We start from the raw sequence: 24,531 nt of genomic DNA, 5'->3' as shown, positions 1-24,531 counted from the left end.
AGTGACGCTGATTTTTATGAAAACAGCCGTTCCTCTCTGGAAACAAGCTCATTTACTGGCTTGTTTTCAAATTTCAGACGCAACAAGACATCGACGTTCATAAGCATCACCACGGATGACGTTGGCAATGGCTGTCAGGAAGGTCAAACGGGCCGCATTTTTGGCCAGGCCGCGATAGCGATTTTTAGCATACCCAAAGCGGATTTTGATATCCCGAAACACGTGTTCGACTTTGGCGCGGCGTTTCGCCAGCTCACGGGCGGCACCGCGCAGTAGTTGAGCCGCCCCGGAATCGTCTTTCGTGAGCCTGGCCAGTTTGCCCGGACGCATCGCGATCACGCAGGCTGGAGGGCTTTCCGCCGGCATCTCCGGGCGTTTATCCAGCCCCTGATATCCGGCATCGCCATGAACAAACTGTTCCTCGCCATGCAGCAGGGCGGCGGCTTCGGCAACGTCGCTGACATGCCCCGAGGTTACTTTGAGCGTATGCACCAACCCGGTTTCATGATCGACGCCGATATGAAACTTGCTGCCGAAAAACCATTGATTGCCCTTTTTGCTGGAATGCATTTCTGGATCACGCGACCGGCTCTTATTTTTGGTTGAAGTCGGCGCGGCAATCAGGCTGGCATCGACGATGGTGCCGGCTTTCAAGAACAACCCACGCTCACCCAGCGTTTGGTTGATGACCTGGAAGATCTGATCCATTAACCCGTGTTTTTCCAGTAAATGCCGAAATTGCAAAATGGTGCTTTCATCCGGCACGGCTTCCAGACGAATGCCGCAAAAACGGCGCAGTGATTCAATCTCATACAGCGCATCTTCCATGCCCGGATCGGAATAGTTGTAGATAATTTGCGCAACATGCGCGCGCAGCATCAATTCCAAGGCAAATGGTTTGCGGCCACGCCCATTGCCTGGCGCATAGTGTGGTTCAATAACATCAATCATAGCCTGCCAAGGCAATAATCCATCAAGTTGATCGAGAAACTTCTCGCGGCGCGTGACTTTGCCCTTATTGGCGTATTCGGCATCAGCAAAACTCATCTGTTGGTAAGGTTTCATGAATAGCTTCTCGAAAAAGTTTGATGCAGAATTATATTACTTGCGGGGAATTAATCAGAGGTTCCTTAAGAACAGATAACCTTTTGGTTCATTCGAACGTGAGTTACCTATGCGAGTATCAGAGGACAAGTTGCTCATTTGTAAATACTAAGCGTGGCAATGTGGATCTCGATAGCGTAGGCTTTACCATCAGATTCTCCGGGATTATCTAGCGTGTGCCTCGCTTCAGCAACATAGAGGCCAGGTTTCGGCAGTGAAAAACCAGCTTCACCATTTTCGTCCGTATGCAGATGTTTTTGCCAGCCGCTGGGCGCGGTGATGACAATCTCAGTTTTGGCCCGGGGCTTGCCCATGAAACTCAAGCGCAACAAATTTGCACTGGGTCGTAGTATATCCAGCGGCAAGCTGCCGCCTTTACCAAGGCGTGCATAGAAAAAACGTTTTTGCGCAGGAATGGAGTTTTCTGCCTGTGGTTCACGTACGGGTTGCGAGTGCCTGTACCAGTACTGTATGCCACCAGGAATATCAAAGTGATTGCCGTTGCGGCTGGCATTGACGAACCTCTCTGCGCCTGTGGCATCAATCACGGTTGCTATCGGCGCAATGATGCTGTCGAGTCTTCCTGGCGAGGGTTCACGCAGATTCTCATCGTATTCGCCGAAATAAAGCTTGCTGGCGTTAGTGTCGCCTTCTAGCCATAGCGAGTGGGCGGCGACATTGAGGCTGAGCAGACCGCTCATGACGGCGACGAGGATAGTTTGTGTGGAGCTCATTGAAGTTTTCCTTTCAGTATTTGATGTCAAGGTGAGCTGAGTGCTCGCGACGTACCCAGCAGGGCAGAGCGCGCCTGACTGGATTCAGTGCAGTTTCTTGTTCGTGTTTTTAGCGTAGTAATCGGCCTTCTACCGCAAGGCGTTTAAAAGAAACATGATGAAGTTGGCAAATGGATATTTTTATGTCTCATATAATCAATCAGTTATAATTGTTTCTTGAAAGTGCATATAGCCTCCGGACACAGTTAAATGGTTCCTGGCTGGCTGGCTTGAAAGGCTGGCTGGCGGTGCGGGTTGTTTATTTGGTGAGGATGAGTTTCTCGTTACGGGTAATTTGCAGGCGGTATTCTGCACCTTTATGCGCAATGACTACTTCGCGCGCTGACCCAAATAGTTGTTCCGTGCTAATCAAGCATGGACGTGAAAGCGCTATTGCGTTCTGTTTTTGCGGGATATCTAAATCCGTAGATTTAATAGACCCGTGAAATTGCTTACTCATAGATAAGAATGATAATGATTACTATTCACACTGTCAACATAAATCTTGAATTTCTGGAATTCTGCTTGATGAAGACTTTTTTTGAAAGGAGCTATTGTCAGGTATTGGTTACGGCAACACGCGCCAGTGGGTGGACATTCCCGCCAGCATGCTGGCGGGCAAGAGCACCTCGACCACATCAGTGCGGTGGCCGTGAGCCAACAACCGTCTCTATCCATGCAAGCGGATACGCTTGCCCAGACGTATTTCATAGCCTTCGAGGTTGCCGAGAATGCGGCCGTTGATAGTGTGCTTTAATCCGCTTTATCAAAAAATCTGGCCAAACACTCAAATGCATAAATCTCTTGGTTGCTCATATATCAGATAAATTATGAGATGCAATTTTTGCAATCTGCAGATGCGAATCCAAGCTCCAAGCACAGCAATAAACCCTGGTGCTTGTATAAATCTTACAGCCCGAGAACCCAAAGTCCTTGAATTAAAATTATCCAGCAGTCAGGAAACGACGCATGGAATCATGGAATCAAATCTTACAACTAATCCATCCAGATCCCACATCCTCCCCATAATCCATTGATTATTCAACCGTATAAGTTGACATCATACCGGCACTGATATGGTCATTGACATGACAGTGATACATCCACTCACCTTTCACATCGGGCTGCATGTCCAGTGTTTTGGTCGCCGCCGGCAGCACTTCGGTCACATCCAGGCGGTTGCCGTTGTGCAGCAGCGTCGCGCCGTGCCAATGCGGCGTATGCAGATCCACCTCGGTTCCCATGCCCAGGATATACCAGCGCACGCGCGCTCCCTTGCGCATCAAATAGCCTTGATTGTTACCATAAACCAGTCTATTGATGCCGTGCATCAAATTACTTTCCGCGAAGACTTCATTCTCCGGATCGCAGGAATCTGCGCAGGCGGATAGATTGGTTGCCAGATGCAGGCTGGCATTTTCATCGAACACGGTGAATAACGAGATGAATTCACGCTCGATATTTCGTGGCGCACCGTCCGGTTTTGCCTGTCCCTTGCGGGTGATGATAATCGGGCCGATCAATCCGGCATTGGTTTCGGCAGGCTCGTTTATGTGGCTGTGGTAAATCCAGGCAATCGATGATGGATCATTTTTGCCTGGTCCGGCGCGCTCTGGAACATCCCAGACATAAGTGTGTTCTCCCCCTGGCGCGACCACGCCATGTTGTTGATGGGCACCGCCTGCGGCATGAGCGTGCGCAGCACCCTCATGCGCCTGGGTATATTGAACGCCATGAGGATGGATGCTTGCCGGGAAACGTGTATTGTTTTTGAAGTGAACGATGATCCGGTCCCCGACAGCCGCACGAATGATTGGCCCGAGTATGCCCAGATGCTCTTCTTCGGCACTGCGCGGTTTGATGGCGCCAAACCCTTCGGTATATTGCCGGTAAACTGATTTTAAATAACGCCGTCCGATCCCGTGTTCCACGAAGATGCGCTGATCTGCGTCGAATTCATTGCCGGTCATCGGATTGACAGGAAAAGAAGGTGCGTAATCCCACTGCACTTCGTCAGCCGCTATCCAATAAACTCGTTCTACTGATCTGGCAGAAACTGGATTGCCACTCAATGCAATCCATATCAAAATCACGGCAAAACCCAAAATTTTATTTTGTAACATGTGAATGTTTCTCCTGCTTAAAATAAGCGCAAGCGTAATGACTGGCATTGATGATTCCTTTCATTCGTCTGCGGGAAGCGTGACTTCAAATACGGCCTCCACTCGCAGAATGGCCAGGAGGCCGTCCGAGAATAGACTGATCTACTGCAGACAAGCCTGCCTAAACAGCTCTCGCCCTCGCTACGATCGCTATTCTCGGATAGCCGTCCTAAGACGGCAAGTGGAAAATTATATTTTTAAAATAGCTTGTCTTCGTATTCTGCAATAATCGTGGTCAATATCGATCGCAATGCAACAGCTCTGCCGGTATTTCCGGTATTAATTGCGTCTTTCAGATCTCGTATTGCATTTTCCAGACTGGAACGCTTGGGCGTGCCCAGACGCTGGTTGAGATCAGATGAAAAAATACCGGAATAGAGCGATAATCTTTCCAGGGTCGATAAAGCCTGGTTTTTATCGCCACTTATGTAATTGACTTCGATTTGCTGGATACTTCTTTTAATCTGTCCCAGAATGCCTCTGCTGATTTCACTGACGATCTGGTCGGCAACGACACTCGACAAGTCACCGGTGAGCTGTGTCTTGATTTGATTGCTGCCAGACGGGTTATCCTGCGCGATGAAACTTTCCACGATACGATAAAAATAGTCACCTTCGATTTGCTTTTCTCTGGCCTCATCAACCTCACTAATTCTATTCGCGATAATACCTTCCACTTCACGCAGCACTCCGATCAGGAAACTCCTGACCAACGGAATAACGATATTTTCACGCGCCAAAGCCAATGACCAGATATCTTCTGCATCCGCTTTATCAAGCGCTTGCTTGCCTAAAACAAAAGCAGAGGTGATTTGATAGTCCAGATCCGGATCACTACCCGATACAATCGACAGCTTGTCCGCTGAAAGTACTTTGTCTCCTTTATTTGCCGTTTTGGCGATAGCCAGGTAGGCGGTGTACGCTCTATCCCATTCAAGCAGCAGTGCATCGGTTGATAAATTATCGAATTGCTCCAATGCCAGTGTAATTCGATCGTAAACTACCAGAGCAAAGGTTCTCTGCAACGACTTATCGATCACCTGTAAAGCCAAAGGTACTTGATTACCTGACTTGATCTGTGCGATAGCCGCCAATACATCTTGATCAACCGTTTGTCCATAGAGCGAATCGACCAGTTGTGCCAGTTGCTGTAAATCCCCTGAATACTTTGCGGCGATTGCATCTCCATCAATTGGTGCCTGGTTCCGCAGCATATCGATTGCCTGATAATTGGCCAGCGCATTTTCTATGATGGCGGTGTGTTGGGTTATTTCATAGTTAGCCCGGTTAAGTTCATTCTCATACTTCGTCAGAATCACCGATATGGCATTACGTGCCTGCTCGGATTTTGGTGAGCTTAATTCGTTGCTGGCAGTCAGTAAGTTTTCTAATTCACTTTCCAGACTGTTTCGATCAGCGGCGCCCAGTCGCACTTCAAGATCAGGCAGTAGAATCCGGGCAAAATATTTGGCACCCGCTGCTTCTGCCACTGCGTGTGCGCGGTCTTGCTCGGTAATTGCTGTGGCTTGACCGTTCATCTCGGCCACTACCCGGCCGATAAACCCTTTACCTAACTCGCTGATAATCTCGTCGGCAACAACTTTTGATGGGTCGCCTGTCAATTGTGTTTTTATCCTCAAGCTACCGGCAGGATTGCCTCTCGCTACCAGCGATTCAATGATGCGATAAAAAATTTCTCCTTCTTTCTGCAAAACCCTTGTTTCATCAGGATCCAGGTTCCTGTTTTTGATAATACCGGAGACTTCACGTAGTACCCCTATATAGTAGGCTCGTGCAAGCGACATCCGAATCGCATACCGGGCGATTTGCACCGTAACAAAATCTTCTGCTGGATTGCTCTTATTGATTGCGGCCCTGACCCTTGAAAAGTGATCGTTGACCTCAACATCGATCCCGGGGTTGCTGCCAGCTTCAAGCGCTTGCCGGTCGGCTGTCAAAATCTGGTTTTCTCTTGCGACGGTACCGGAAATGGCCTGGAATGCAGCCTCCGATTCGTTCAGCATGGCGGTTAAAGTATCCAGTGTGCCGGTTTCAAATTGGTCGCGAATGGCGGCAATACGATTCCAGATACTTTGATAAAACACGCGTTGCAGTGTTTTGTCGACAACCTGCGCTGCAAGCCTGGGTGCGTGATCGTTTTGAATATCATCGATTGCAGTTAGCACATCACTGTCCAGCGCCAGGGAATTAGTGGTATCGATTTCCTGCGTTAATACTTGCAGAGCACCAGCATATTCAGTCGCAATTGCATCTCCATTAATGGGGAATTCTCTACGCAACGTTCCAATTTTTTTAAAAGCAGTCACTGCGGATTCAATCACTGCAACGTTGGATGAGGCGGCTACAGTTAACGCATTGCCGATACCGAATGCCATAAAGCACAAACTCACCAGCAACGACCGGCGCAGCGAGTTTGCGAGTTCCTTAAATAAAAACATTTTTAAATCTCCTATTGGAATTTGTTAATGCGGATCGTAATGATAATGATTATTATTTACTAAAGCAAATAAAAAAACACTCATCAATCGCCATCTGCTAGAAATTAGCGATCAGTGTCGCTCTGACCGCAATCGGTGAACCCGGCGTAATATTGAAATCGTTGTGTGCCGCAGCAAAGTATCGGGTATCGAACAAATTCTCGATATTCAACTGGCCACGGAACCGCTTGGTAAACTGCGCAAAAAGCGCCGCATCGACGCGCGTGAAATCGGGTACGCTGACCCGGTTGGTCAGTGAGGCAAACATGTCGCCCCGGTGAATCACCCCCACAGCCACGCCGAACATGGGCGTAACATCATAGCGGCTCCACACTGAGAAGGTGTGACGCGGAAGCTCCGCAACTGTTGCCCCTTTCCGTGCGATCCCCAGGATATCGCTGGTAATTTCCCCCACCTGATAGGCATAACCGCCCATCACACTCCAATTGGGCGTCAGTTGCCCGGCGAGACCGACTTCGACACCTTCGGTACGCTGGCCTTTGGTCAGAAAAGTCTGCCCTCCGACAACCGAATTGATGACATTACTGCGGTCCAATTGATAGACAGCGGTGGTGAAGGCCAGATCAGGGCGAATATCCCATTTGACTCCGGTTTCCAGCGTTACAAATTTTTCTGGCTTGAGTGTTTCAACCGTGACGTTCAAAGCCGTGAGCTGATCACCGGCCCGTGGCACGTAGGCCTGGCTGTAACTGGCATAAAACGAAACCGGCTGAAACGGTTTATAGACCACACCAAAACGGGGTGCAATCAAGTCATCCCTTGATTTCAAGTGATCCCTCGGGCCATTTTTCTGCTGAAAATCTACTTCAAACAAATCATAGCGCACCCCGGCAATTACCTGGAGCTGGGGAATGATCTCAATCTGATCCTGAATATAGAGCGAAGTGATATTGACAACGCTGCGGTTCAGCGCATCCAGATCCCCGCCCGAATCCCGTGTTCTGAACGTGATCGGAACATTGGTGACCGGATTGCTCAAGGAAACCAGCAGATTGGTATTGGCCGGATCATTATTGAACAGGCCAGTCGCGCGCCTGTTATGGGTTTCCTGGCGGCCGACTTCGACACCCGCCATCAGCGTATGCGAAACAGGCCCGGTATTTACCGTATACAGCAGATTCGTCTGGTTGAAGACGTTCTCGCGCGATGTCGTATTGTTATACGCTCCTATTGAAACCAAACCGGTCACGGTATTCAATCCGCCATTGGCAAAGACATTCTGATAAAACTTATCATAGGTCGCATAATTAGTACGGTTTTGCAGCATAACGCCCGAATCGAATTTGTGTTCAATCAGGGAATGGAACGACAAGACATCGACATGCGTGGGACTACGCCGGGGATCTCCGAAAAATTGCGACCGGCTGACATCGACAGGACCGGTTACTGCTCCAGTACGGCCCAAAACCGAGGTAACGCCCCGATCCGCAGTGCGATCGTCATGAAAGCGCTCCATGCCGGCAATTACTTTGGTGCGAGGGGTTGGTTTAAGGGTCACGGTTGGGGAGATTCCCAGCCGTTCCATGCTGACGCCGTCCCGGAAGCTGCCGGCATTTTCGTATAAGGCATTCAAGCGAATTGTTGCCACATCGTTGATGACATGACCGACATCCGCGTTTATTCTTTTCTGATTGTACGATCCACCCTGGAATGAAAATTCCCGCACCGGATCCCAATTAGCTTGCTTGGTGACGCGATTAACCACGCCACCCGAGCCACCTCGGCCAAAAATCATGCCATTGGCGCCTTTCAGTACTTCAACGCGTGCTGTATTGTAAAGATCACGGAAATACTCGACATCATCGCGGATGCCATCGGTAAAAAAATCGCCGGTTGAGCGATTGCCGCGAAACACAAGTGCGTCGCGATTGCCTTCGCCCTGGGAGACGCCGACACCAGGCACATAGCGGACAGCATCACCAATACTCCGGATCGATTGATCCTTGATTAACTCATTGGTTATGACCGTGATAGATTGAGGCACATCGCGCAGCAAGGTATTGGTTTTTGTTGCCGTGCTGGAACTCACCGCTGCATACCGGTTGGTATTACTGGCCGTGATTTGTATTGAAGGCAAGGTTGTAATGGCGGGCTCGGCTGTTGTGGTGGCGGTGGTAATGGCATAACCGCCGCTCCGCTGCACGGCTTGCAGATCTGAATCTGCAAGCAATTGATCCAATGCTGATTTAAAATCAAAATCACCGGTTAATCCCAGTGTTACTTTTCCCTGCAACAACGCTGGGTCGATAGCCAGTTTTATTCCTGCCTGCTGCGAAAGTTGCGTTAATGCATCGTGCAGATACCCGGCAGGAATATGATAGGTTTGTACGGCAGGAGAGGGGGTATTATCAAGCGGTTCCGTCAAGCCAGATTCGGACAATAAAATCAGTACCAAACTCAGGGCAAGTAATAATTTTTTAAAATCAATGCGTTTAGTAAAGTCTAAAATAATCATAGTGGGGTCTGAAATCTATTTTACGGCGATTTAAATGGAATCGTTAAGAATAACGGTAATGAGAATTGTTATTGATTATACCTTGATTTTGTGAAGTGAAATGGAATCTGCCACACATATTTAATCGAAATTTATCAGCCCGGCTGATTACAGTACTGTCATTACCTTAATGATCGATTCAAGGTAATTTTTGCAAAGATCTGGCTGTCAGATACAAAATTAAATTTTGCTTATCCAAAAACCTGCCAAGTATTTTTGAGGGGTGAGTAGTGACTATTTTTATTTATATCTCTTCCAGTATCAACCTCTGAATTTCTGGAAGCGCCCTGTATAATCTCGGCTACGCTCGGTGTTTTTTAGATAACTCCTAACCCTTTTCTTTTTACCCATTTCAGCATCATGATACGTATGGAATTTACCTGTTTTTCCTTGCAGCCAAGAGAGTCGAAATCAAGGCAAGGTCTGGTGACGATCGTTTGGCATGCCTTCATTTCTCTGTTGCTTCTGATCATAACCATTCCTGTTGCTGCGCAGCAACCAGAGCTGACGGTGGCAGCCAGATCATACGTGCTGAGTGATTTTCACAGTGGTCAGCTGCTTGCCAGCCACAATCCCCATGAGCGTTTAGATCCCGCTTCGCTGACCAAGCTGATGACGGCTTATATCGTATTTGCTGCGTTGAAGCAGGAGCGAATCGCGCTGGATCAGGTTACGCCCGTATCCGAGAAAGCCTGGCGTATGGAAGGGTCACGCATGTTTATTGAGCCCAACAAACCTGTTACGGTGAATGAGCTGATCCACGGTATGATTATTCAGTCCGGTAATGATGCCTGCGTTGCCCTGGCTGAGCTCATCTCCGGAGGAGAAGATGTTTTTGTGCATTTGATGAATGAGCAGGCCAAACGTTTAGGTATGCACAATACGCATTTTACCAACACCACCGGCCTGACCCACCCGGATCATTACAGTACAGCACATGATCTGAATTTGCTGGCAACTGCGATCATTCGTGATTTTCCACAATACTATCCGCTATATTCACAGCGCGAATATACCTACAATGGCATTACCCAGCCAAATCGCAATCGCTTGTTGTGGCTTGATCCCAATGTGGATGGTGTAAAAACAGGCTGGACCAAGGCGGCTGGCTATTGCCTGATCACCTCCGCCAAACGCGATGATCGTCGTTTGATTTCGGTGGTTATGGGAACTGCCTCGCCGAATGCGCGCAGCACGGAAAGTCAACGTTTGCTCAATTACGGATTCCAGTTTTATGATACGGCGCGCCCTTATAAAAAACATCAGCCTGCGGCTGATCTTCGTATCTGGAAAGGCGCACAAGATAAAATAAAGGCTGGATTTGACCGGGACATCAATTTTTCGCTTCCCAGAGGGCAGTCGGAGAAGCTCAAGGCAAGAATGGAATACAAGCAACCTCTGGTTGCGCCGGTTGCCAGGGGGCAGCAAATTGGCCAGGTGAAATTTGTGCTCGATGGACAGGAAATTGCTATCTACCCCCTGATTGCGCTTGAGACGGTTGATACCGCCAGTTTTATCGGGCGTGCATGGGACAATCTGAAAATGTTGTTTAACTGACAGGCGAATACCAGCATGATCTATCTTAATGGTAAATTTCTGCCGATCGAGCAGGCCTACGTCCCGGTATTGGACAGGGGATTTATTTTTGGTGACGGCATCTACGAGGTTATTCCAGTTTATTCTCGACTGCCATTTCGGCTCGACGAACATTTGACACGCCTGCAGCATAGTCTGGATGGGATTCGCCTGACCAATCCCTACACGATATCGCACTGGCGCAACTTGATTGAGTCCCTCATTGCACAAAATGAAGGAGAAGATCAGTATCTTTATCTACATATTACCCGTGGTGTCGCCAAGCGGGATCATGCCTTCCCTGCTGGAGTCGAATCAACCGTTTTTATGATGAGCACCCCTCTGGCCATTCCGAGTCAGGAACTCCTGACGACTGGTGTGGCCGCGATTACTGCACAGGATAACCGCTGGGGTCGATGCGACATCAAGGCAATTTCCCTGCTGCCAAACGTACTTTTACGCCAGCTGGCAGTGGATGCGCGCACCATGGAGACTATTCTGCTGCGTGATGGATTACTGACTGAAGGTGCTGCCAGCAATATTTTTATCGTCAGGAACCATATTCTGCTCGCCCCTCCCAAAGATCACCGCATGCTGCCCGGCATTACCTATGATCTGGTTCTGGAAATGGCCGCAGCAAATGCAATAGACCATGAAGTGCGTGACATTACAGAACATGAGTTACGTACCGCGCAGGAAATCATGCTGACATCCTCGACCAAGGAAATTTTGCCTATTGTTCAGCTGGATGGGCAGCCCATAGGTAATACGCTTCCGGGGGAAGTTTTTCGGAAATTGAATGGGCTTTATCAGAATTACAAAGCAACCATAATGCGTGGCAAGCAAGCGTCATCCTGATTTTTACCACCCATGACAGAGCAAGATTCCCTGATTCAGTACCCCTGTGATTTTCCAGTAAAAATCATGGGTAAGGCACAACCAGGTTTTACCCAGGCCATGCTGGTGATCGTTAAAATGTATGCTCCCGATTTTAACGAAACCACCCTGGAAGCCAGAACCAGTAAAAATGGTACCTATTTGAGCCTGACCTGCACAATAAGGGCTCACTCCCGCATACAACTCGATACCCTCTATCAGGCGTTACATGATCACCCGATGGTATCCATGCTGCTATAGACACCCATCGTGCGCAGCATCATCCAGACAACTGATCATCCATCAACCTGCACCACTCCAGTAATCATCCGGCAACTGGGACTGGTGGATTACGCTGATACCTGGCAAGCGATGATCGATCACACTCAGCAACGCACTCGCGAGACACCTGATGAAATCTGGCTGTTGCAGCATCCCCCGATTTATACGCAGGGAATAGCAGGCAAGGCCGAACATTTGCTGGCGCCCGGCAATATTCCGGTAATCCGAACAGATCGTGGCGGCCAGATTACCTATCACGGACCAGGTCAGCTCATTGCCTATCTATTGCTTGACTTGCGCCGCCGGCAACTGGGCGTCAGAGAGCTGGTCAGAAAAATGGAAAATACCGTGATCAACCTGCTGCAAAGCTATCTGATTTGTGCACAAAGCCGTATCGACGCGCCGGGGGTCTATGTGAAGGATGCCAAAATTGCATCACTTGGCCTGAGAGTCCGGCGTGGTGCCTGTTATCATGGCATCGCATTAAACGTGGCAATGGATTTGTCCCCCTTTGATGCCATTAACCCCTGCGGTTTTCCAGGTCTACGCATTACCCAGACGAGCGAGCTTGGCATTGCCGCTTCCATCGATATACTGGAAAAAAAGTTGGTAGAAAATTTTCTGGTGCAACTGAATAGCATGCAAACAAACAAGGAGGAATCACTCTCATGACAGCTGAATCCCATCAACGTGGCGCAGCCAAAACCGCTCGCAACCCGATCAAAATTGATCCTCAGCAAACCAATCAGCTGTTACGCAAGCCTTCCTGGATACGGGTACGATCATCCAATAGCCAGAAATATCATGAAGTCAAACGTCTGATTCGTGAAAACCGCTTACACACGGTATGCGAAGAAGCATCCTGCCCCAATATTGGCGAATGTTTCGGCAATGGCACCGCTACATTCATGATACTGGGCGATCTCTGCACCCGTCGCTGCCCTTTTTGTGATGTCGCTCATGGCCGTCCGCAACCACCTGACCCCGAAGAACCAGCCCATCTCGCACGGTCGATTGCCATTCTCAAGCTCAATTACGTTGTGATCACCAGCGTGGATCGAGATGATTTGCGTGATGGCGGGGCGCAGCACTTCGCAGACTGTATACGTGCCATACGGGAGCAATCTCCCCGTACCCGCATTGAAGTCTTGGTACCTGATTTCCGTGGTCGACTCGACGTCGCGCTGGAAAAACTAGCCGCCAGCTTGTCGGATGTCATGAATCACAATCTCGAAACGGTTCCCCGATTATACAAACAATGCCGACCCGGTGCGGATTATGCCCATTCCCTGGCGCTACTCAAACAATTCAAACAAGCGCACCCGTCTATTCCGACCAAATCCGGGCTTATGCTGGGGCTGGGAGAAAGTGACGAGGAAATCATTGAGGTCATGCGTGACCTGCGTGAACATCAGGTTGATATGTTGACTATCGGTCAGTATTTACAACCCAGTATCGGTCACCACCCGGTTGCGCGCTATGTTGCGCCGGAAGATTTCAAAACCTTCGAGCGCATCGCCCGCAATCTCGGCTTCAGTCATGCCGCTTGCGGCCCAATGGTACGTTCCAGTTACCACGCCGATGAGCAGGCGCATCTGGCTGGATTACCCGAAATCTGATTCGATAGTGCAAAATATGGCCAGTTAGTCTGCATGCATAAAATCCAATATACCATTGATTACAAATGGATAGTATGCGGATAATTTTCTTTTGTTAACGGGCTTGTCATGCTGAATTCTTAGAAATATTTCAAATGACCATTACTACCCCTCCAATCGTTGAAATCATCGGATTACATACCCGCTTCGGTGACAATATCGTGCATGAGAATATCAGTCTGGCGGTCAATCGTTTGGAGGTATTAACGCTGGTTGGGGGATCTGGCAGTGGTAAAACTACGCTGTTGCGGCAAATGCTCGGATTGGGCCATCCCTCGCAAGGTAGTGTCAAGGTTTTTGGATACGCCAGAAATGATTGTGGGCGCGATATTCAGAAAACCCTTCGTCAGCGGGTGGGTGTGCTGTTTCAGCAGGGAGCGCTCTTTAGCGCGTTAACGGTTTTGACAACATTGCCTTGCCACTGCGGGAGCTGCGGGTGCTGCGGGAGAGCGTCATACGCGATATAGTGATGCTGCGTCTCGATATGGTGGGCGTTCAGTCCCAACATGCCTATAAAATGCCAGCCGAGTTGTCGGGTGGCATGATCAAGCGGGTAGCGCTGGCACGCGCGCTGGCACTGGATCCGGAATTGCTGTTTCTCGACGAACCGACTGCCGGCCTGGATCCGTCGCTGAGTGATAGTTTTGTTAGTCTCATCAAGGATTTGCGTGAGGAGCTGACTCTCACCATCGTCATGGTTACACATGATCTGGATACACTCGTTGCGATTTCTGACCGGGTAGCGGTACTGGCAGATCGAAAGCTGATTGCGCTGGGTCCTATTCCACAAATTATCACGATCCCCCATCCCTTCATTGAGGATTTCTTTCTGGGTGTGCGCGGGCAGAATGCGTTACGCGCACTTCAATAATCTTTTCCAAGGAACAATAAATGTCCAATGCTGCCACCCTGACACTTGCTCAAATGCTGATTGCACGCCGATCCTTGACGCCTGATGATGACGGTTGCCAGAATATTCTGGCAAACCGGCTGGCAAACGCCGGTTTTCATAACGAACATCTGCGCCACGGTGAAGTACACAACCTGTGGGCGCGTCGCGGCAATACGGCGCCACTCGTATGCTTTGCCGGACATACCGACGTCGTACCGACAGGCCCGCTTTCGCAGTGGGAAAGCGATCCATTTACTCCAGTGATTCGCGATGGGAAATTATTTGGCCGGGGAGCGGCAGACATGAAAACATCGCTTGCGGCGTTTATTACGGCAATCGAGGCGTTTGTTGCCGATCATCCCGATCATAAAGGCTCGATTGCTCTGTTGATTACATCAGATGAAGAAGGGCCAGCAACGGAGGGCACGGTAAAAGTAGTAGAGACGCTTAGGGCACGAGGCGAAAATATTGACTACTGTATTGTCGGAGAGCCAACCTGCCCGGATGTGCTGGGTGATACCGTCAAGAACGGACGACGCGGCAGCCTCTCTGGAAATCTGACTGTAAAAGGTGTTCAGGGGCATATCGCTTATCCGCATCTTGCCAGCAATCCGATCCATCTTGTTGCGCCCGCTATTGACGAGCTTGCACAGACTACATGGGATACGGGTAACGAATACTTTCCACCTACCACATGGCATATCTCCAATATCAGCGGTGGTACCGGTGCGACCAATATCATTCCAGGAGAAGTGAATATGTTGTTTAATTTTCGTTTTTCCACCGCGAGCACCGTGGAATCGCTTAAGGAACGTGTCCATGCGATACTCGATCGGCATCAGCTTAATTACTCTCTTTTGTGGGAGCTTTCTGGGAAACCCTATCTGACTCCAAAAGGCAGTCTGGCCGACGCACTGAGTTCGGCCATTCGTCTGGTTACTGGTATAGAGGCAGTGCTTTCGACTTCTGGCGGTACATCTGACGGGCGTTTTATAGCCGATATCTGTCCGCAAGTCGTCGAATTTGGTCCTCGTAACGCAACCATCCACAAACTCAATGAGTATGTGGAGGTTGCAGATATTGAACAACTGTCCAGTATTTATCGTCTGACTTTAGAGAATCTGCTAGGTCAAGAATAATGCTATTTACGACGCAGCCACTCTGTAAATTTTTCACTAAAGTGGAATTTGCCTTTTTTCTCATCGATCTTGCTGATTAAGCCATTACTGACGAGTGTATCCAGCTGCCCGGGAAGGTCAATGTGATCTTCAATGAAATAAACCAGACAAGGGCCATGACGATGAAATCCGAACCGGTTCCAGTTCCAGCCCTTTTTATCAATGACAAATTCACGATGCAACTGGAACTCGGGTTTGCTCAGGTCCTGTTGCATCTCCCTGAGCAGTTTTTCGTGTGTTCGCCATAGCTGCTCTGATAACGCGTCGTTCTTGATGACAGTGGGTACTGATGTTTGTTTTTGTGAATCGTCTGAAAGAAAAAATCTGACTAAATAGGTTGCCGCAACACCCGCGAGAAAACCAATCGCCATACTGAGCATATCCATTAATATCCCTCCTGATTGTGAATAAATAAAATTGGAATCGAAATTACGCTATCAACTGCCGTTTCATTATATCAAGCCATGCCATAAATCTTTCTGGCCGCGATTCCGATTTGGGTTACGGACGCTTTGGGCGGCAAGCTTATGAAACCACTGACCTTTGCCATTCTGCGCAGGTTAAGTGATGGAAATTATCATTCTGGCACAGCACTGGGAGAAGTGCTCCAGGTATCCCGGGCAAGCATCTCCAACGCACTGCAAGATCTGGACCAATATGGACTCGTCATTTATCGCGTCACTGGAAAAGGTTATCGCTGGCTAAATCCGGTGCAATGGCTCGAATCCGATAAGATACGCACCCATTTGGGTAAGTATGCAGACAACTTCCAAATCACAATCGCAGATTGTGTTGAATCCACCAATTCCATCCTGCAACAGCATGCAGCTGAATCCGCTTTTCCAGATCACAATCCATACACCGTTCTGGCTGCCGAGCTTCAGACCGGCGGACGCGGCCGACGTGGACGTATCTGGTTTTCCGGTTTGGGGGACAGTTTGACATTTTCGATATCATGGGCATCTCCTTGTACCATGCAGGCACTCGGGGGATTGAGCCTGGCTGTCGGTATTGCCATCGTGAGGGCGCTGACCGTAATTGGTGTTCCAGATATTTCCCTGAAATGGCCGAATGATATCCTGCACCATTTTCACAAACTGGGAGGGGTGCTGATTGAGCTGCACGGTGATATGCTAAGTCCGGTCAGGGTTGTGATCGGAATAGGGATGAACGTCCATATAACGGATTCGGTCAGACAGCAGATCGATCAAGCAGCTACCGATCTGGCGAGCATCATGTCGTCTCCCCCGGATCGAAATCGGCTGTTGGCAGTATTGTTACTGGAGCTGATGGAGGTGTTGCACCTGTTTACAGAGCAAGGTTTTTCGCCAATGCGTGACGAATGGATACGTTATCACGCTTACCATCATCAGCCCGTACTGGTAAATTTTCCAGATGGCAGTTATCGAAAGGGGATCGTTAGCGGGGTGGCAGAAGATGGTGCGCTGCTGCTGGATACGTCAAGCGGACAATTGCAGTTGAGAGGGGGAGAATTAAGCCTGCGGCACCTGTCATGATAGAAAAACTTCCTGTTAAATGAATAACTCTATTTCTCTTTTAGCGATTGATTCCGGCAATACAGCTATCAAATGGGGACTGCACGATGGTCTGCGCTGGGTGGAAAAGGGTTCAATATTACAAAGTGAACGTATCATGCTGCGTCAGGTTCTGCTGCAATTACCTTCAGTTAGCAACATAATTGTCTCCAATGTTGCGGGCAGTTCCGTCAGCAACGATCTCAGGGAGTTACTTGGCAATTGGCGGGTGCGTCAACAGTGGATAACTGCCCAAGTTAAACAGTGCGGCGTATATAACCATTATGTTTTTCCCGGGCAATTGGGCGCTGACCGCTGGGCTGCATTGATTGCGGCTTGGCACCATTTGAAGCGAGAGTGCCTTGTCGTTAATATTGGCACCGCTATGACAGTCGATATCCTGTCGGATACCGCCGAATTTAGGGGGGGAATCATTCTGCCTGGACCAAAATTAATGCAGCAGGCACTGGTTGATCAGACAAACGGCATCAGAACGGAGGGCTGTGGAAAATTCCAGTCTTTTCCAAATAATACTGGTGACGCCGTTTTTAGTGGCATGATTCAAGCACTAACCGGAGCAATCGAGAAAATGTATGCTCTACTTGCTCTCAATAGGGATCATTCTTTACCAAAGGTAATAATAAGTGGCGGTGATGCAGCATGGGTTTGTGAGCATATTCACCTGCCCTATCAAATAATGGATAATCTGGTGCTGGAAGGGCTGCGGATCATTGCCAGAGAGAAACCTGACCCGGCATAAGGGCGGATTGGGATAACCGAATAAATCAAGGGCATCTCTAAAAATCCCTATTCTTAGGAGCACCCTCAAATGAATGAAAGTGGCAATCAATAATGACAAACGCACTATTTAGTAAAGCTGAGTTCTATACTACGGTCAACCAGTTGCGTGATCTTCCCAAGGAATCAGGAGTAGAAATTGCCTTTGCTGGTCGCTCCAATGCAGGTAAATCAAGTGCAATCAACACCCTGGCTGGCAGAGGGCGTTTTGCTTTTGTCAGTAAAACACCAGGACGAACGCAGCATATTAATTTCTTTCAACTCGGTGCGCGGCGTTTCATCGTTGACTTGCCAGGTTATGGTTATGCGAAGGTACCGCTGGCTATCCGACAACACTGGACGGAGTTATTGAGCCAGTACTTACAAACCCGTGAGACGTTATTTGGAATGGTGCTGATCATGGATATACGCCATCCCATCATGCCGCTTGACGTACAAATGCTTGAATGGTTTGCGCTCACCAGGAAACCAGTTCATATTCTGCTGAGCAAAGCGGATAAACTTAGTCGCAGCAAAGCTGTTGAAACACTGCGCTATGTTAGCAGTTATCTGGCGGCACACCAGATTACAGGAAGCGTACAAATATTTTCCAGCATGACATCAGAAGGCAAAGATGAAGCCATCTTGTTGCTGAAAAATTGGCTGGAGAGTGCAGAGCAGGCATTGCAAACTACCAGCACAGAATCCGGGCAAAAAAAAACCCCGGTCAAAGGGGATTAAACCGGGGTAAATCGCCTTGCTCAAAAGAACCTCGTCTCAGGGAGGTAAGACGAGAAACAGTTGCTACGCTTACTACATACTCTTAAGAAAGACAAGTGTATAAAAAGTTCCAAAGAATTTTTATTTTTATTTTTCGATCTTGCTAATAAACAAAAAATGACACCTTTTTCTCAATTTCCACAAAAAAGAATGCGCCGGCTGCGGCGAGATGATTTCTCCCGCCGTCTTGTACGTGAACATCATCTGCAAGCCAGTGATCTGATTCTTCCGGTATTCGTACTGGAAGGTAACAACCGGCAGGAGAAGGTTGCCTCGATGCCGGGTATTATTCGTCAGAGTCTCGATCTGCTGTTTTCCCAGGCGGAACAATGTCTGCAACTGGGCATACCGGCACTGGCCATTTTCCCGGTAATCGATGCTTCCAGAAAAAACCTGACCGCAGACGAAGCGTTCAATCCGGAGGGGCTAGTGCCACGTGTGGTAACTGCGCTCAAGCAACGTTTTCCCGAGCTTGGCATTATTACCGATGTGGCGCTCGACCCCTACACCAGCCATGGTCAGGATGGCTTAATTGATGAACAGGGCTATGTGATGAATGATGAGACCGTGCGCGTCCTGGAACAGCAGGCGCTGGTACATGCCCAGGCAGGAGCTGACATCGTTGCCCCCTCCGACATGATGGATGGCCGCGTGGGTACAATTCGCGCCATACTCGATCAACACCGTTTCATCCATACCCGCATACTGGCCTATTCAGCGAAATATGCATCCAGCTTCTATGGCCCGTTCCGTGATGCAGTGGGTTCATCGGCAACATTGGGCGCCAGCAATAAGTATACCTATCAGATGGATCCAGCTAATTCCGATGAGGCGCTGCATGAGGTAGCGCTCGATATCCAGGAAGGAGCGGATATGTTCATGGTCAAACCGGGTATGCCTTATCTTGATATTGTACGCAGAGTCAAACAGGAATTCGGCGTGCCTACCTTCGTTTATCAAGTCAGTGGCGAATATGCCATGCTGAAAGCAGCCGCAATCAATGGCTGGCTGGATGAAAAAGCCTGCGTACTCGAGGCCTTACTATCTTTCAAGCGTGCGGGCGCAGATGCAATTCTGACTTACTTCGCACGGGAAGCCGCGATGTGGTTGCAGCAGAAATAGGGGAGCAACAGAGTAGATTTAACTTTGAAATACAACTCTTAGCGTAAATACTCACACCATACTTTACGAGTTTCACCGGCCAACGCTACTTAAATAGCGATAAGTGGACTATATCCCTTGTTGACCATGGATTACAGGTAGCTACGCAATATTATTTATATGAAAAAATTATCGATAATTTTCACATATAAGTATTTTATGGAATGAATTCTGAATAAAGGCTTCACGAGTATTCGATAATTTCATGCTACTCGATGCAGACCTAAAATCATTCCCACTCAATAGTTGCAGGCGGCTTCCCGGAAATATCATAGACCACACGATTGATGCCTCGTACTTCATTGATGATACGGTTGGAGATTTTAGCAAGCAGCGTGTAGGGTAATTCTGCCCAATGCGCAGTCATGTAATCCTCGGTCTGCACGGCGCGCAGGGCAATTACGTATTCATAGCTGCGGCCATCCCCCATAACGCCGACAGATTTAATTGGCAGGAAAACAGCAAAAGCCTGTGCGGTTTTTTCATACCAGCCGGAATGCTTGAGTTCCTCGATAAAAATGGCATCTGCCTGGCGGAGTAATTCTGTGTATTCGTATTTAACCTCCCCCAGTATCCGCACACCCAGCCCCGGGCCGGGAAAGGGATGACGAAATACCAGTTCGTGTGGCAGCTCCAGCGCAAGACCCAGTTCCCGAACTTCATCCTTGAACAGTTCGCGTAACGGTTCCAACAGTTTCAGGTGCAGGGTATCGGGCAGGCCACCGACGTTATGGTGTGATTTGATGGTGTGGGCTTTTTGTACTTTGCTTCCGGCCGATTCAATAACGTCAGGATAAATGGTGCCCTGTGCCAGCCATTTGGCATCATCAATCCTGGCGGCTTCCTGTTGAAAAATTTCCACAAATTCCCGTCCAATGATGCGCCGCTTCTGTTCTGGATCGGCAGTACCTTGCAAGCGTTCCAGAAATTGACGGCGCGCATCGACATGAATCACATTAACCGCAAGATTGCGGCTAAATGTTTCCATTACCTGCTTGGCTTCATGTTGTCTCAGTAGGCCGTTATCGACAAATACACAAGTGAGCTGGTCACCAATAGCACGATGAATCAGTGCTGCCGCAACCGAGGAGTCCACTCCACCCGACAGCCCGAGGATAACTCGCTCATTTCCAACACGGGCACGAATACGTCCAATTGCTTCATCGATATAATCCGGCATATTCCAGTCGCAACCTGCCTGGCAGATGTCATGCACGAATCGATCCAGAATACTGCGACCTTGCAAGGTATGCGTGACTTCGGGATGAAACTGCAGACCATAAAACTGGCGCGACTCGTCTGCCATTGCAGCAACTGGAGTGGCTGCATTATGAGCGATTATTTTAAATCCTGATGGTAACGAATCAACTCGATCACCATGGCTCATCCAGACATCAAGTATTTTTTGACCTTCCGTGCTGATACGATCCTGTATATTTTCAAACAGCCTGCAGGATTCGGTCGTTAACTCGGCATAACCAAATTCACGTGCAAGCGCATTTGCCACGCTGCCACCCAATTGATCAGCCATCACCTGCATACCATAGCAGATACCTAATACTGGCAGGCCTAACTCAAACACAATTTGTGGTGCGCGAGGTGCATCTTCCGCAAACGCTGAAGCAGGTCCACCGGAGAGGATGATGCCAACTGGCGCCATATCCTGAATTATTTTCGGATCAACATCAAATGGGTGAATTTCGCAATAAACATTGGTTGCGCGAATACGGCGAGCGATGAGCTGCGTATATTGGGAACCAAAATCCAGAATGAGTACCTTTGAATGCATGGTTAACTACCTATTCAACGTGATAATTGGGTGCTTCCTTGGTAATCTGCACATCATGGACGTGCGATTCGCGTATACCGGCGGAAGTAATTTCAATAAACTCAGCCTTGTTGTGCATATCCTCAATAGTGCTGCAACCGAGATAGCCCATACTTGAACGCACACCGCCCATCAATTGGTGAATAACGCTGGCCAGCGTACCTTTATAGGGAACCCGTCCTTCCACACCCTCCGGTACCAGTTTCTCATTTTTGTTACGCTCGGCTTCCTGAAAGTAGCGATCACTGGATCCCTGCTGCATCGCCGATAGCGATCCCATGCCACGGTAACTTTTATATGCTCTGCCCTTCAGTAGCTCAATCTCACCGGGGGATTCCTCGGTTCCTGCCAGTAATCCGCCCAGCATCACCGCATTGGCGCCTGCCGCAATTGCCTTGGAAATATCTCCAGAATAACGAATTCCTCCATCGGCAATAATTGGCACGCCCGTTCCCAGCAATGCCTTGGCAACATTGTCAATGGCAGAAATTTGTGGAACCCCGACTCCGGCAACAATTCTGGTGGTACAGATCGACCCAGGACCAATCCCAACCTTGACTGCATCTGCACCATGATCTACCAGCGCCCGCGCCGCATCTGCCGTAGCAATGTTGCCCGCGATCACCTGAATTTGTGGAAAGTGCTTTTTCACCCATTGAACGCGATCCAGCACTCCTTGAGAATGTCCATGCGCAGTATCGACGACAATCACATCCACTCCGGCTTCGATCAGCGCTTCCGCACGTTCATCACTTCCCTCGCCAACGCCAATTGCCGCACCAACACATAAACGCTCCAGACTATCAGTGTTGGCATTAGGATGCTCGGTGGTTTTAGTAATGTCCTTAACGGTAATCAGTCCACGCAATTCGAAATTCTCATCCACCACCAGCAGTTTTTCCAGCCGGTGTTTGTGCAACAGTGCCAGTGCTTCCGCCTGAGATACGCCCTCACGCACGGTAACCAGTTTTTTTCTGGGCGTCATGATATTGCGAATGGGTTGATCGAGATTGGTTTCGAAACGAAAATCCCGATTAGTGACAATACCAACCACCTTTTTACCTTGAACCACTGGCAACCCGGAAATATTATGCTGCCGTGTCAGTTCCAACACCTTGCGCACTGTCATATCAGGTGAAATGACAATCGGGTCTTTTACCACGCCACTTTCAAAGCGCTTAACCTGTGCAATCTGTGCCGCCTGCACTTCAATCGGCATATTTTTGTGGATAATGCCGATCCCTCCTACCTGAGCGATGGCGATGGCGAGCGGTGCTTCCGTCACGGTATCCATCGCGGCAGAAATGACTGGAATATTAACGGTCAGGCCGCGCGTCAGTTTCGTGACGAGCCTGACGTCTCGCGGCAAGATTTCAGAATGGGCAGGAACCAGCAAGACATCGTCGAATGTCAGTGCTTTCTGGAGCAGTCGCATATTAACGATCCTTCACAAAACGGCATTATAACGGAACTGGAAGTGCGCTTTCGCACCACGAGTATTGAAATTACCCGCGCAAAGAAATTTTCAGGAATCGTACCGATTAACGCAAACTGATAATCGGCCAATTATTTTTCTGGGCATGTGCCCGCAAAGTATCATCAGGATCAACCGCAACGGGATGCGTGACCTTGCTAAGCAACGGCAAATCATTAAGTGAATCACTGTAAAACCAGCTTTGCAGAAATGATAGCCAGGTAAGATTTTGTTCATCCAGCCACTGCTCCAGCCGCGTAATTTTGCCTTTCTGAAAACAAGGCACGCCAGCCACCCGGCCGGTAAACTGCCCGTCGATCTGCTCGGGATCTGTCGCAATCAAGTGATCAATACCTAGCGCCTGCGCAATGGGTGCTGTAACAAAACTGTTGGTCGCGGTAATGATGATGCATAAATTTTGTTCTGTCTGATGACGACTGACCAGTTCACGCGCGCCAGGTGTAATTAATGGCTGAATTTTTTCAACAACAAACTGCCTGCGCCACTCATTCAATTGCTCACGTGAATGACGAGCCAGTGGTTTAAGCTGAAAATCCAGAAATTCATGGATATCGAGCGTACCATTTTTATATTGCTCATAAAACTCGATATTTTTTGCTGCATATACTTCCTGATCAAGCACCTTCTGCTCGATGAGGAATTGTGCCCATTGAAAATCGCTATCTCCTGCAAGAAGCGTGTTATCCAGATCAAATAAAGCCAGTTTCATGATATTGAATTTCCATTGATAATGGACAAAACGAGCGGGTTTTGTGCCAACGCTTGAATACGTAGTGAAAGTTGTCAGAACTCTTGCGGGTGTAACCTTATCACAAAGGAATGCACCCGGTGAATGAGCTCACTCCCACTGCAAACAATATCCAATAATTGGGAAAGGGCAATGTGGCTGGCGAATTTGGTGATATGGACTAAGGAGGCTCTGATTAACTCACCTTTGTCATTCCGAACGTAGTGAGGAATCTTTGGCAATCAACAATATAGATTTCTCGCTATGCTCGAAATGGCAGTTATTCAGAGGTTCCCTAAGGGAGCAGGGCGTCTTTAAGAACGACTTGATAGTGCGGCATGAGACGGTAGCGGGCACAGACACGCACTCTGTCATCTAAAAATACGCGCACCACTGTGAATTTTGAATTTTATCCTGCAGAGCGTAAGGACCACCAGACAATATGCCCCAAAAATCACATTTGCCCGATGATCCTTAACCGCCAGGTTCAACCCTGGTTATTAGCTGAATGGCTAATTGACAGCAGTTTATTACGAAAAATACATTGATAAAGCGATTAACGCGAATGCCACACCGACTATGACTGCGAAATTGAAACCTAACTTTTTAAACGTTTCAGCATCTTCCCTTTCTAGCATCTTCATAATGACCTCCATCATGTTTTACAACCGAGTTCGCATTATGATTTGAACCTCAATTGAAATTTTTGACTTTA

At 48.7% G+C, this 24,531-nt stretch carries 21 protein-coding genes and 1 pseudogene; 12 read left to right on the top strand and 10 right to left on the bottom strand.

Annotated features, from left to right (window positions below; all coding sequences use genetic code 11):
- Window positions 1–66: 66 nt before the first annotated feature.
- The 3 genes from IPG31_04295 to IPG31_04285 all read right to left on the bottom strand — a co-directional run bounded on the left by IPG31_04295 (window position 67) and on the right by IPG31_04285 (window position 2,337).
- Window positions 67–1,047, bottom strand: a complete 981-nt coding sequence (locus IPG31_04295; GenBank protein ID MBK6617608.1) for an IS5 family transposase — start codon at window positions 1,045–1,047, stop codon at window positions 67–69.
- Between the two features lie 152 nt (window positions 1,048–1,199).
- A complete protein-coding gene (locus IPG31_04290) occupies window positions 1,200–1,838 on the bottom strand; it encodes a DUF4198 domain-containing protein (protein MBK6617607.1) in 639 nt (212 codons plus the stop codon).
- A gap of 298 nt (window positions 1,839–2,136) precedes the next feature.
- Window positions 2,137–2,337: a hemin uptake protein HemP gene (locus tag IPG31_04285; protein MBK6617606.1), complete on the bottom strand. Its 201-nt coding sequence runs from the start codon at window positions 2,335–2,337 to the stop codon at window positions 2,137–2,139.
- A gap of 81 nt (window positions 2,338–2,418) precedes the next feature.
- Here IPG31_04285 and IPG31_04280 point away from each other — a divergent pair, with 81 nt between their 5' ends.
- Window positions 2,419–2,634, top strand: a complete 216-nt coding sequence (locus IPG31_04280; GenBank protein MBK6617605.1) for a hypothetical protein — start codon at window positions 2,419–2,421, stop codon at window positions 2,632–2,634.
- 280 nt (window positions 2,635–2,914) lie between these two features.
- On the opposite strand, the gene IPG31_04275 is transcribed toward IPG31_04280, so the two are convergent.
- The 3 genes from IPG31_04275 to IPG31_04265 form a co-directional block, all read right to left on the bottom strand.
- Entirely contained in the window at window positions 2,915–4,000 is a 1,086-nt protein-coding gene (locus IPG31_04275) for a multicopper oxidase domain-containing protein (GenBank protein ID MBK6617604.1), read from the bottom strand.
- Between the two features lie 236 nt (window positions 4,001–4,236).
- Window positions 4,237–6,498, bottom strand: coding sequence for a hypothetical protein (locus IPG31_04270; protein MBK6617603.1), 2,262 nt, complete (start codon window positions 6,496–6,498; stop codon window positions 4,237–4,239).
- A 97-nt stretch (window positions 6,499–6,595) separates the two neighbouring features.
- Complete coding sequence (locus IPG31_04265) at window positions 6,596–9,013, bottom strand: TonB-dependent siderophore receptor (GenBank protein MBK6617602.1); 2,418 nt, start codon at window positions 9,011–9,013, stop codon at window positions 6,596–6,598.
- A 408-nt stretch (window positions 9,014–9,421) separates the two neighbouring features.
- On the opposite strand from IPG31_04265, the gene IPG31_04260 reads away from it, so the two are divergent.
- From IPG31_04260 to dapE, 7 genes and pseudogenes are all read left to right on the top strand, one after another.
- The gene (locus IPG31_04260) at window positions 9,422–10,609 is read left to right on the top strand and encodes a D-alanyl-D-alanine carboxypeptidase (GenBank protein ID MBK6617601.1); all 1,188 of its coding nucleotides are present in this window, start codon (window positions 9,422–9,424) and stop codon (window positions 10,607–10,609) included.
- A gap of 15 nt (window positions 10,610–10,624) precedes the next feature.
- A complete protein-coding gene (locus IPG31_04255) occupies window positions 10,625–11,485 on the top strand; it encodes a D-amino acid aminotransferase (GenBank protein ID MBK6617600.1) in 861 nt (286 codons plus the stop codon).
- Window positions 11,486–11,497: 12 nt separating this feature from the next.
- Window positions 11,498–11,764, top strand: coding sequence for a DUF493 domain-containing protein (locus IPG31_04250; GenBank protein MBK6617599.1), 267 nt, complete (start codon window positions 11,498–11,500; stop codon window positions 11,762–11,764).
- A gap of 18 nt (window positions 11,765–11,782) precedes the next feature.
- A complete protein-coding gene (gene lipB / locus IPG31_04245) occupies window positions 11,783–12,457 on the top strand; it encodes a lipoyl(octanoyl) transferase LipB (protein ID MBK6617598.1) in 675 nt (224 codons plus the stop codon).
- Window positions 12,454–13,404 carry a lipoyl synthase gene (gene lipA, locus IPG31_04240; protein MBK6617597.1) on the top strand — a complete coding sequence of 317 codons (951 nt, stop codon included), beginning with the start codon at window positions 12,454–12,456 and terminating at the stop codon, window positions 13,402–13,404. Before lipB ends, lipA begins: the two co-directional genes overlap by 4 nt.
- 134 nt (window positions 13,405–13,538) lie before the next feature.
- Window positions 13,539–14,314: pseudogene (locus tag IPG31_04235) on the top strand (ATP-binding cassette domain-containing protein).
- A 20-nt stretch (window positions 14,315–14,334) separates the two neighbouring features.
- Window positions 14,335–15,474 carry a succinyl-diaminopimelate desuccinylase gene (dapE, locus tag IPG31_04230; protein ID MBK6617596.1) on the top strand — a complete coding sequence of 380 codons (1,140 nt, stop codon included), beginning with the start codon at window positions 14,335–14,337 and terminating at the stop codon, window positions 15,472–15,474.
- 2 nt (window positions 15,475–15,476) lie between these two features.
- On the opposite strand, the gene IPG31_04225 is transcribed toward dapE, so the two are convergent.
- Entirely contained in the window at window positions 15,477–15,899 is a 423-nt protein-coding gene (locus IPG31_04225; GenBank protein ID MBK6617595.1) for a hypothetical protein, read from the bottom strand.
- Between the two features lie 141 nt (window positions 15,900–16,040).
- Here IPG31_04225 and IPG31_04220 point away from each other — a divergent pair, with 141 nt between their 5' ends.
- The 4 genes from IPG31_04220 (at window position 16,041) to hemB (ending at window position 19,727) form a co-directional block, all read left to right on the top strand.
- Window positions 16,041–17,030: a biotin--[acetyl-CoA-carboxylase] ligase gene (locus tag IPG31_04220; protein MBK6617594.1), complete on the top strand. Its 990-nt coding sequence runs from the start codon at window positions 16,041–16,043 to the stop codon at window positions 17,028–17,030.
- Window positions 17,031–17,049: 19 nt separating this feature from the next.
- Window positions 17,050–17,808: a type III pantothenate kinase gene (locus IPG31_04215; protein ID MBK6617593.1), complete on the top strand. Its 759-nt coding sequence runs from the start codon at window positions 17,050–17,052 to the stop codon at window positions 17,806–17,808.
- 92 nt (window positions 17,809–17,900) lie between these two features.
- Window positions 17,901–18,566, top strand: a complete 666-nt coding sequence (locus tag IPG31_04210) for a YihA family ribosome biogenesis GTP-binding protein (protein ID MBK6617592.1) — start codon at window positions 17,901–17,903, stop codon at window positions 18,564–18,566.
- Window positions 18,567–18,722: 156 nt separating this feature from the next.
- The gene (gene hemB / locus IPG31_04205) at window positions 18,723–19,727 is read left to right on the top strand and encodes a porphobilinogen synthase (GenBank protein ID MBK6617591.1); all 1,005 of its coding nucleotides are present in this window, start codon (window positions 18,723–18,725) and stop codon (window positions 19,725–19,727) included.
- 268 nt (window positions 19,728–19,995) lie between these two features.
- On the opposite strand, the gene guaA is transcribed toward hemB, so the two are convergent.
- From guaA to IPG31_04190, 3 genes are all read right to left on the bottom strand, one after another.
- Window positions 19,996–21,555: a glutamine-hydrolyzing GMP synthase gene (guaA, locus tag IPG31_04200; protein ID MBK6617590.1), complete on the bottom strand. Its 1,560-nt coding sequence runs from the start codon at window positions 21,553–21,555 to the stop codon at window positions 19,996–19,998.
- A 10-nt stretch (window positions 21,556–21,565) separates the two neighbouring features.
- Complete coding sequence (gene guaB / locus IPG31_04195; protein MBK6617589.1) at window positions 21,566–23,029, bottom strand: IMP dehydrogenase; 1,464 nt, start codon at window positions 23,027–23,029, stop codon at window positions 21,566–21,568.
- 106 nt (window positions 23,030–23,135) lie between these two features.
- Window positions 23,136–23,798, bottom strand: coding sequence for an HAD family hydrolase (locus IPG31_04190; GenBank protein MBK6617588.1), 663 nt, complete (start codon window positions 23,796–23,798; stop codon window positions 23,136–23,138).
- Between the last annotated feature and the right edge of the window lie 733 nt (window positions 23,799–24,531).

The sequence above is a fragment of the Nitrosomonas sp. genome (assembly GCA_016703745.1).
In the GTDB taxonomy this organism is placed as follows: domain Bacteria; phylum Pseudomonadota; class Gammaproteobacteria; order Burkholderiales; family Nitrosomonadaceae; genus Nitrosomonas.
This window is presented reverse-complemented; position numbering and strand designations above follow the sequence as displayed.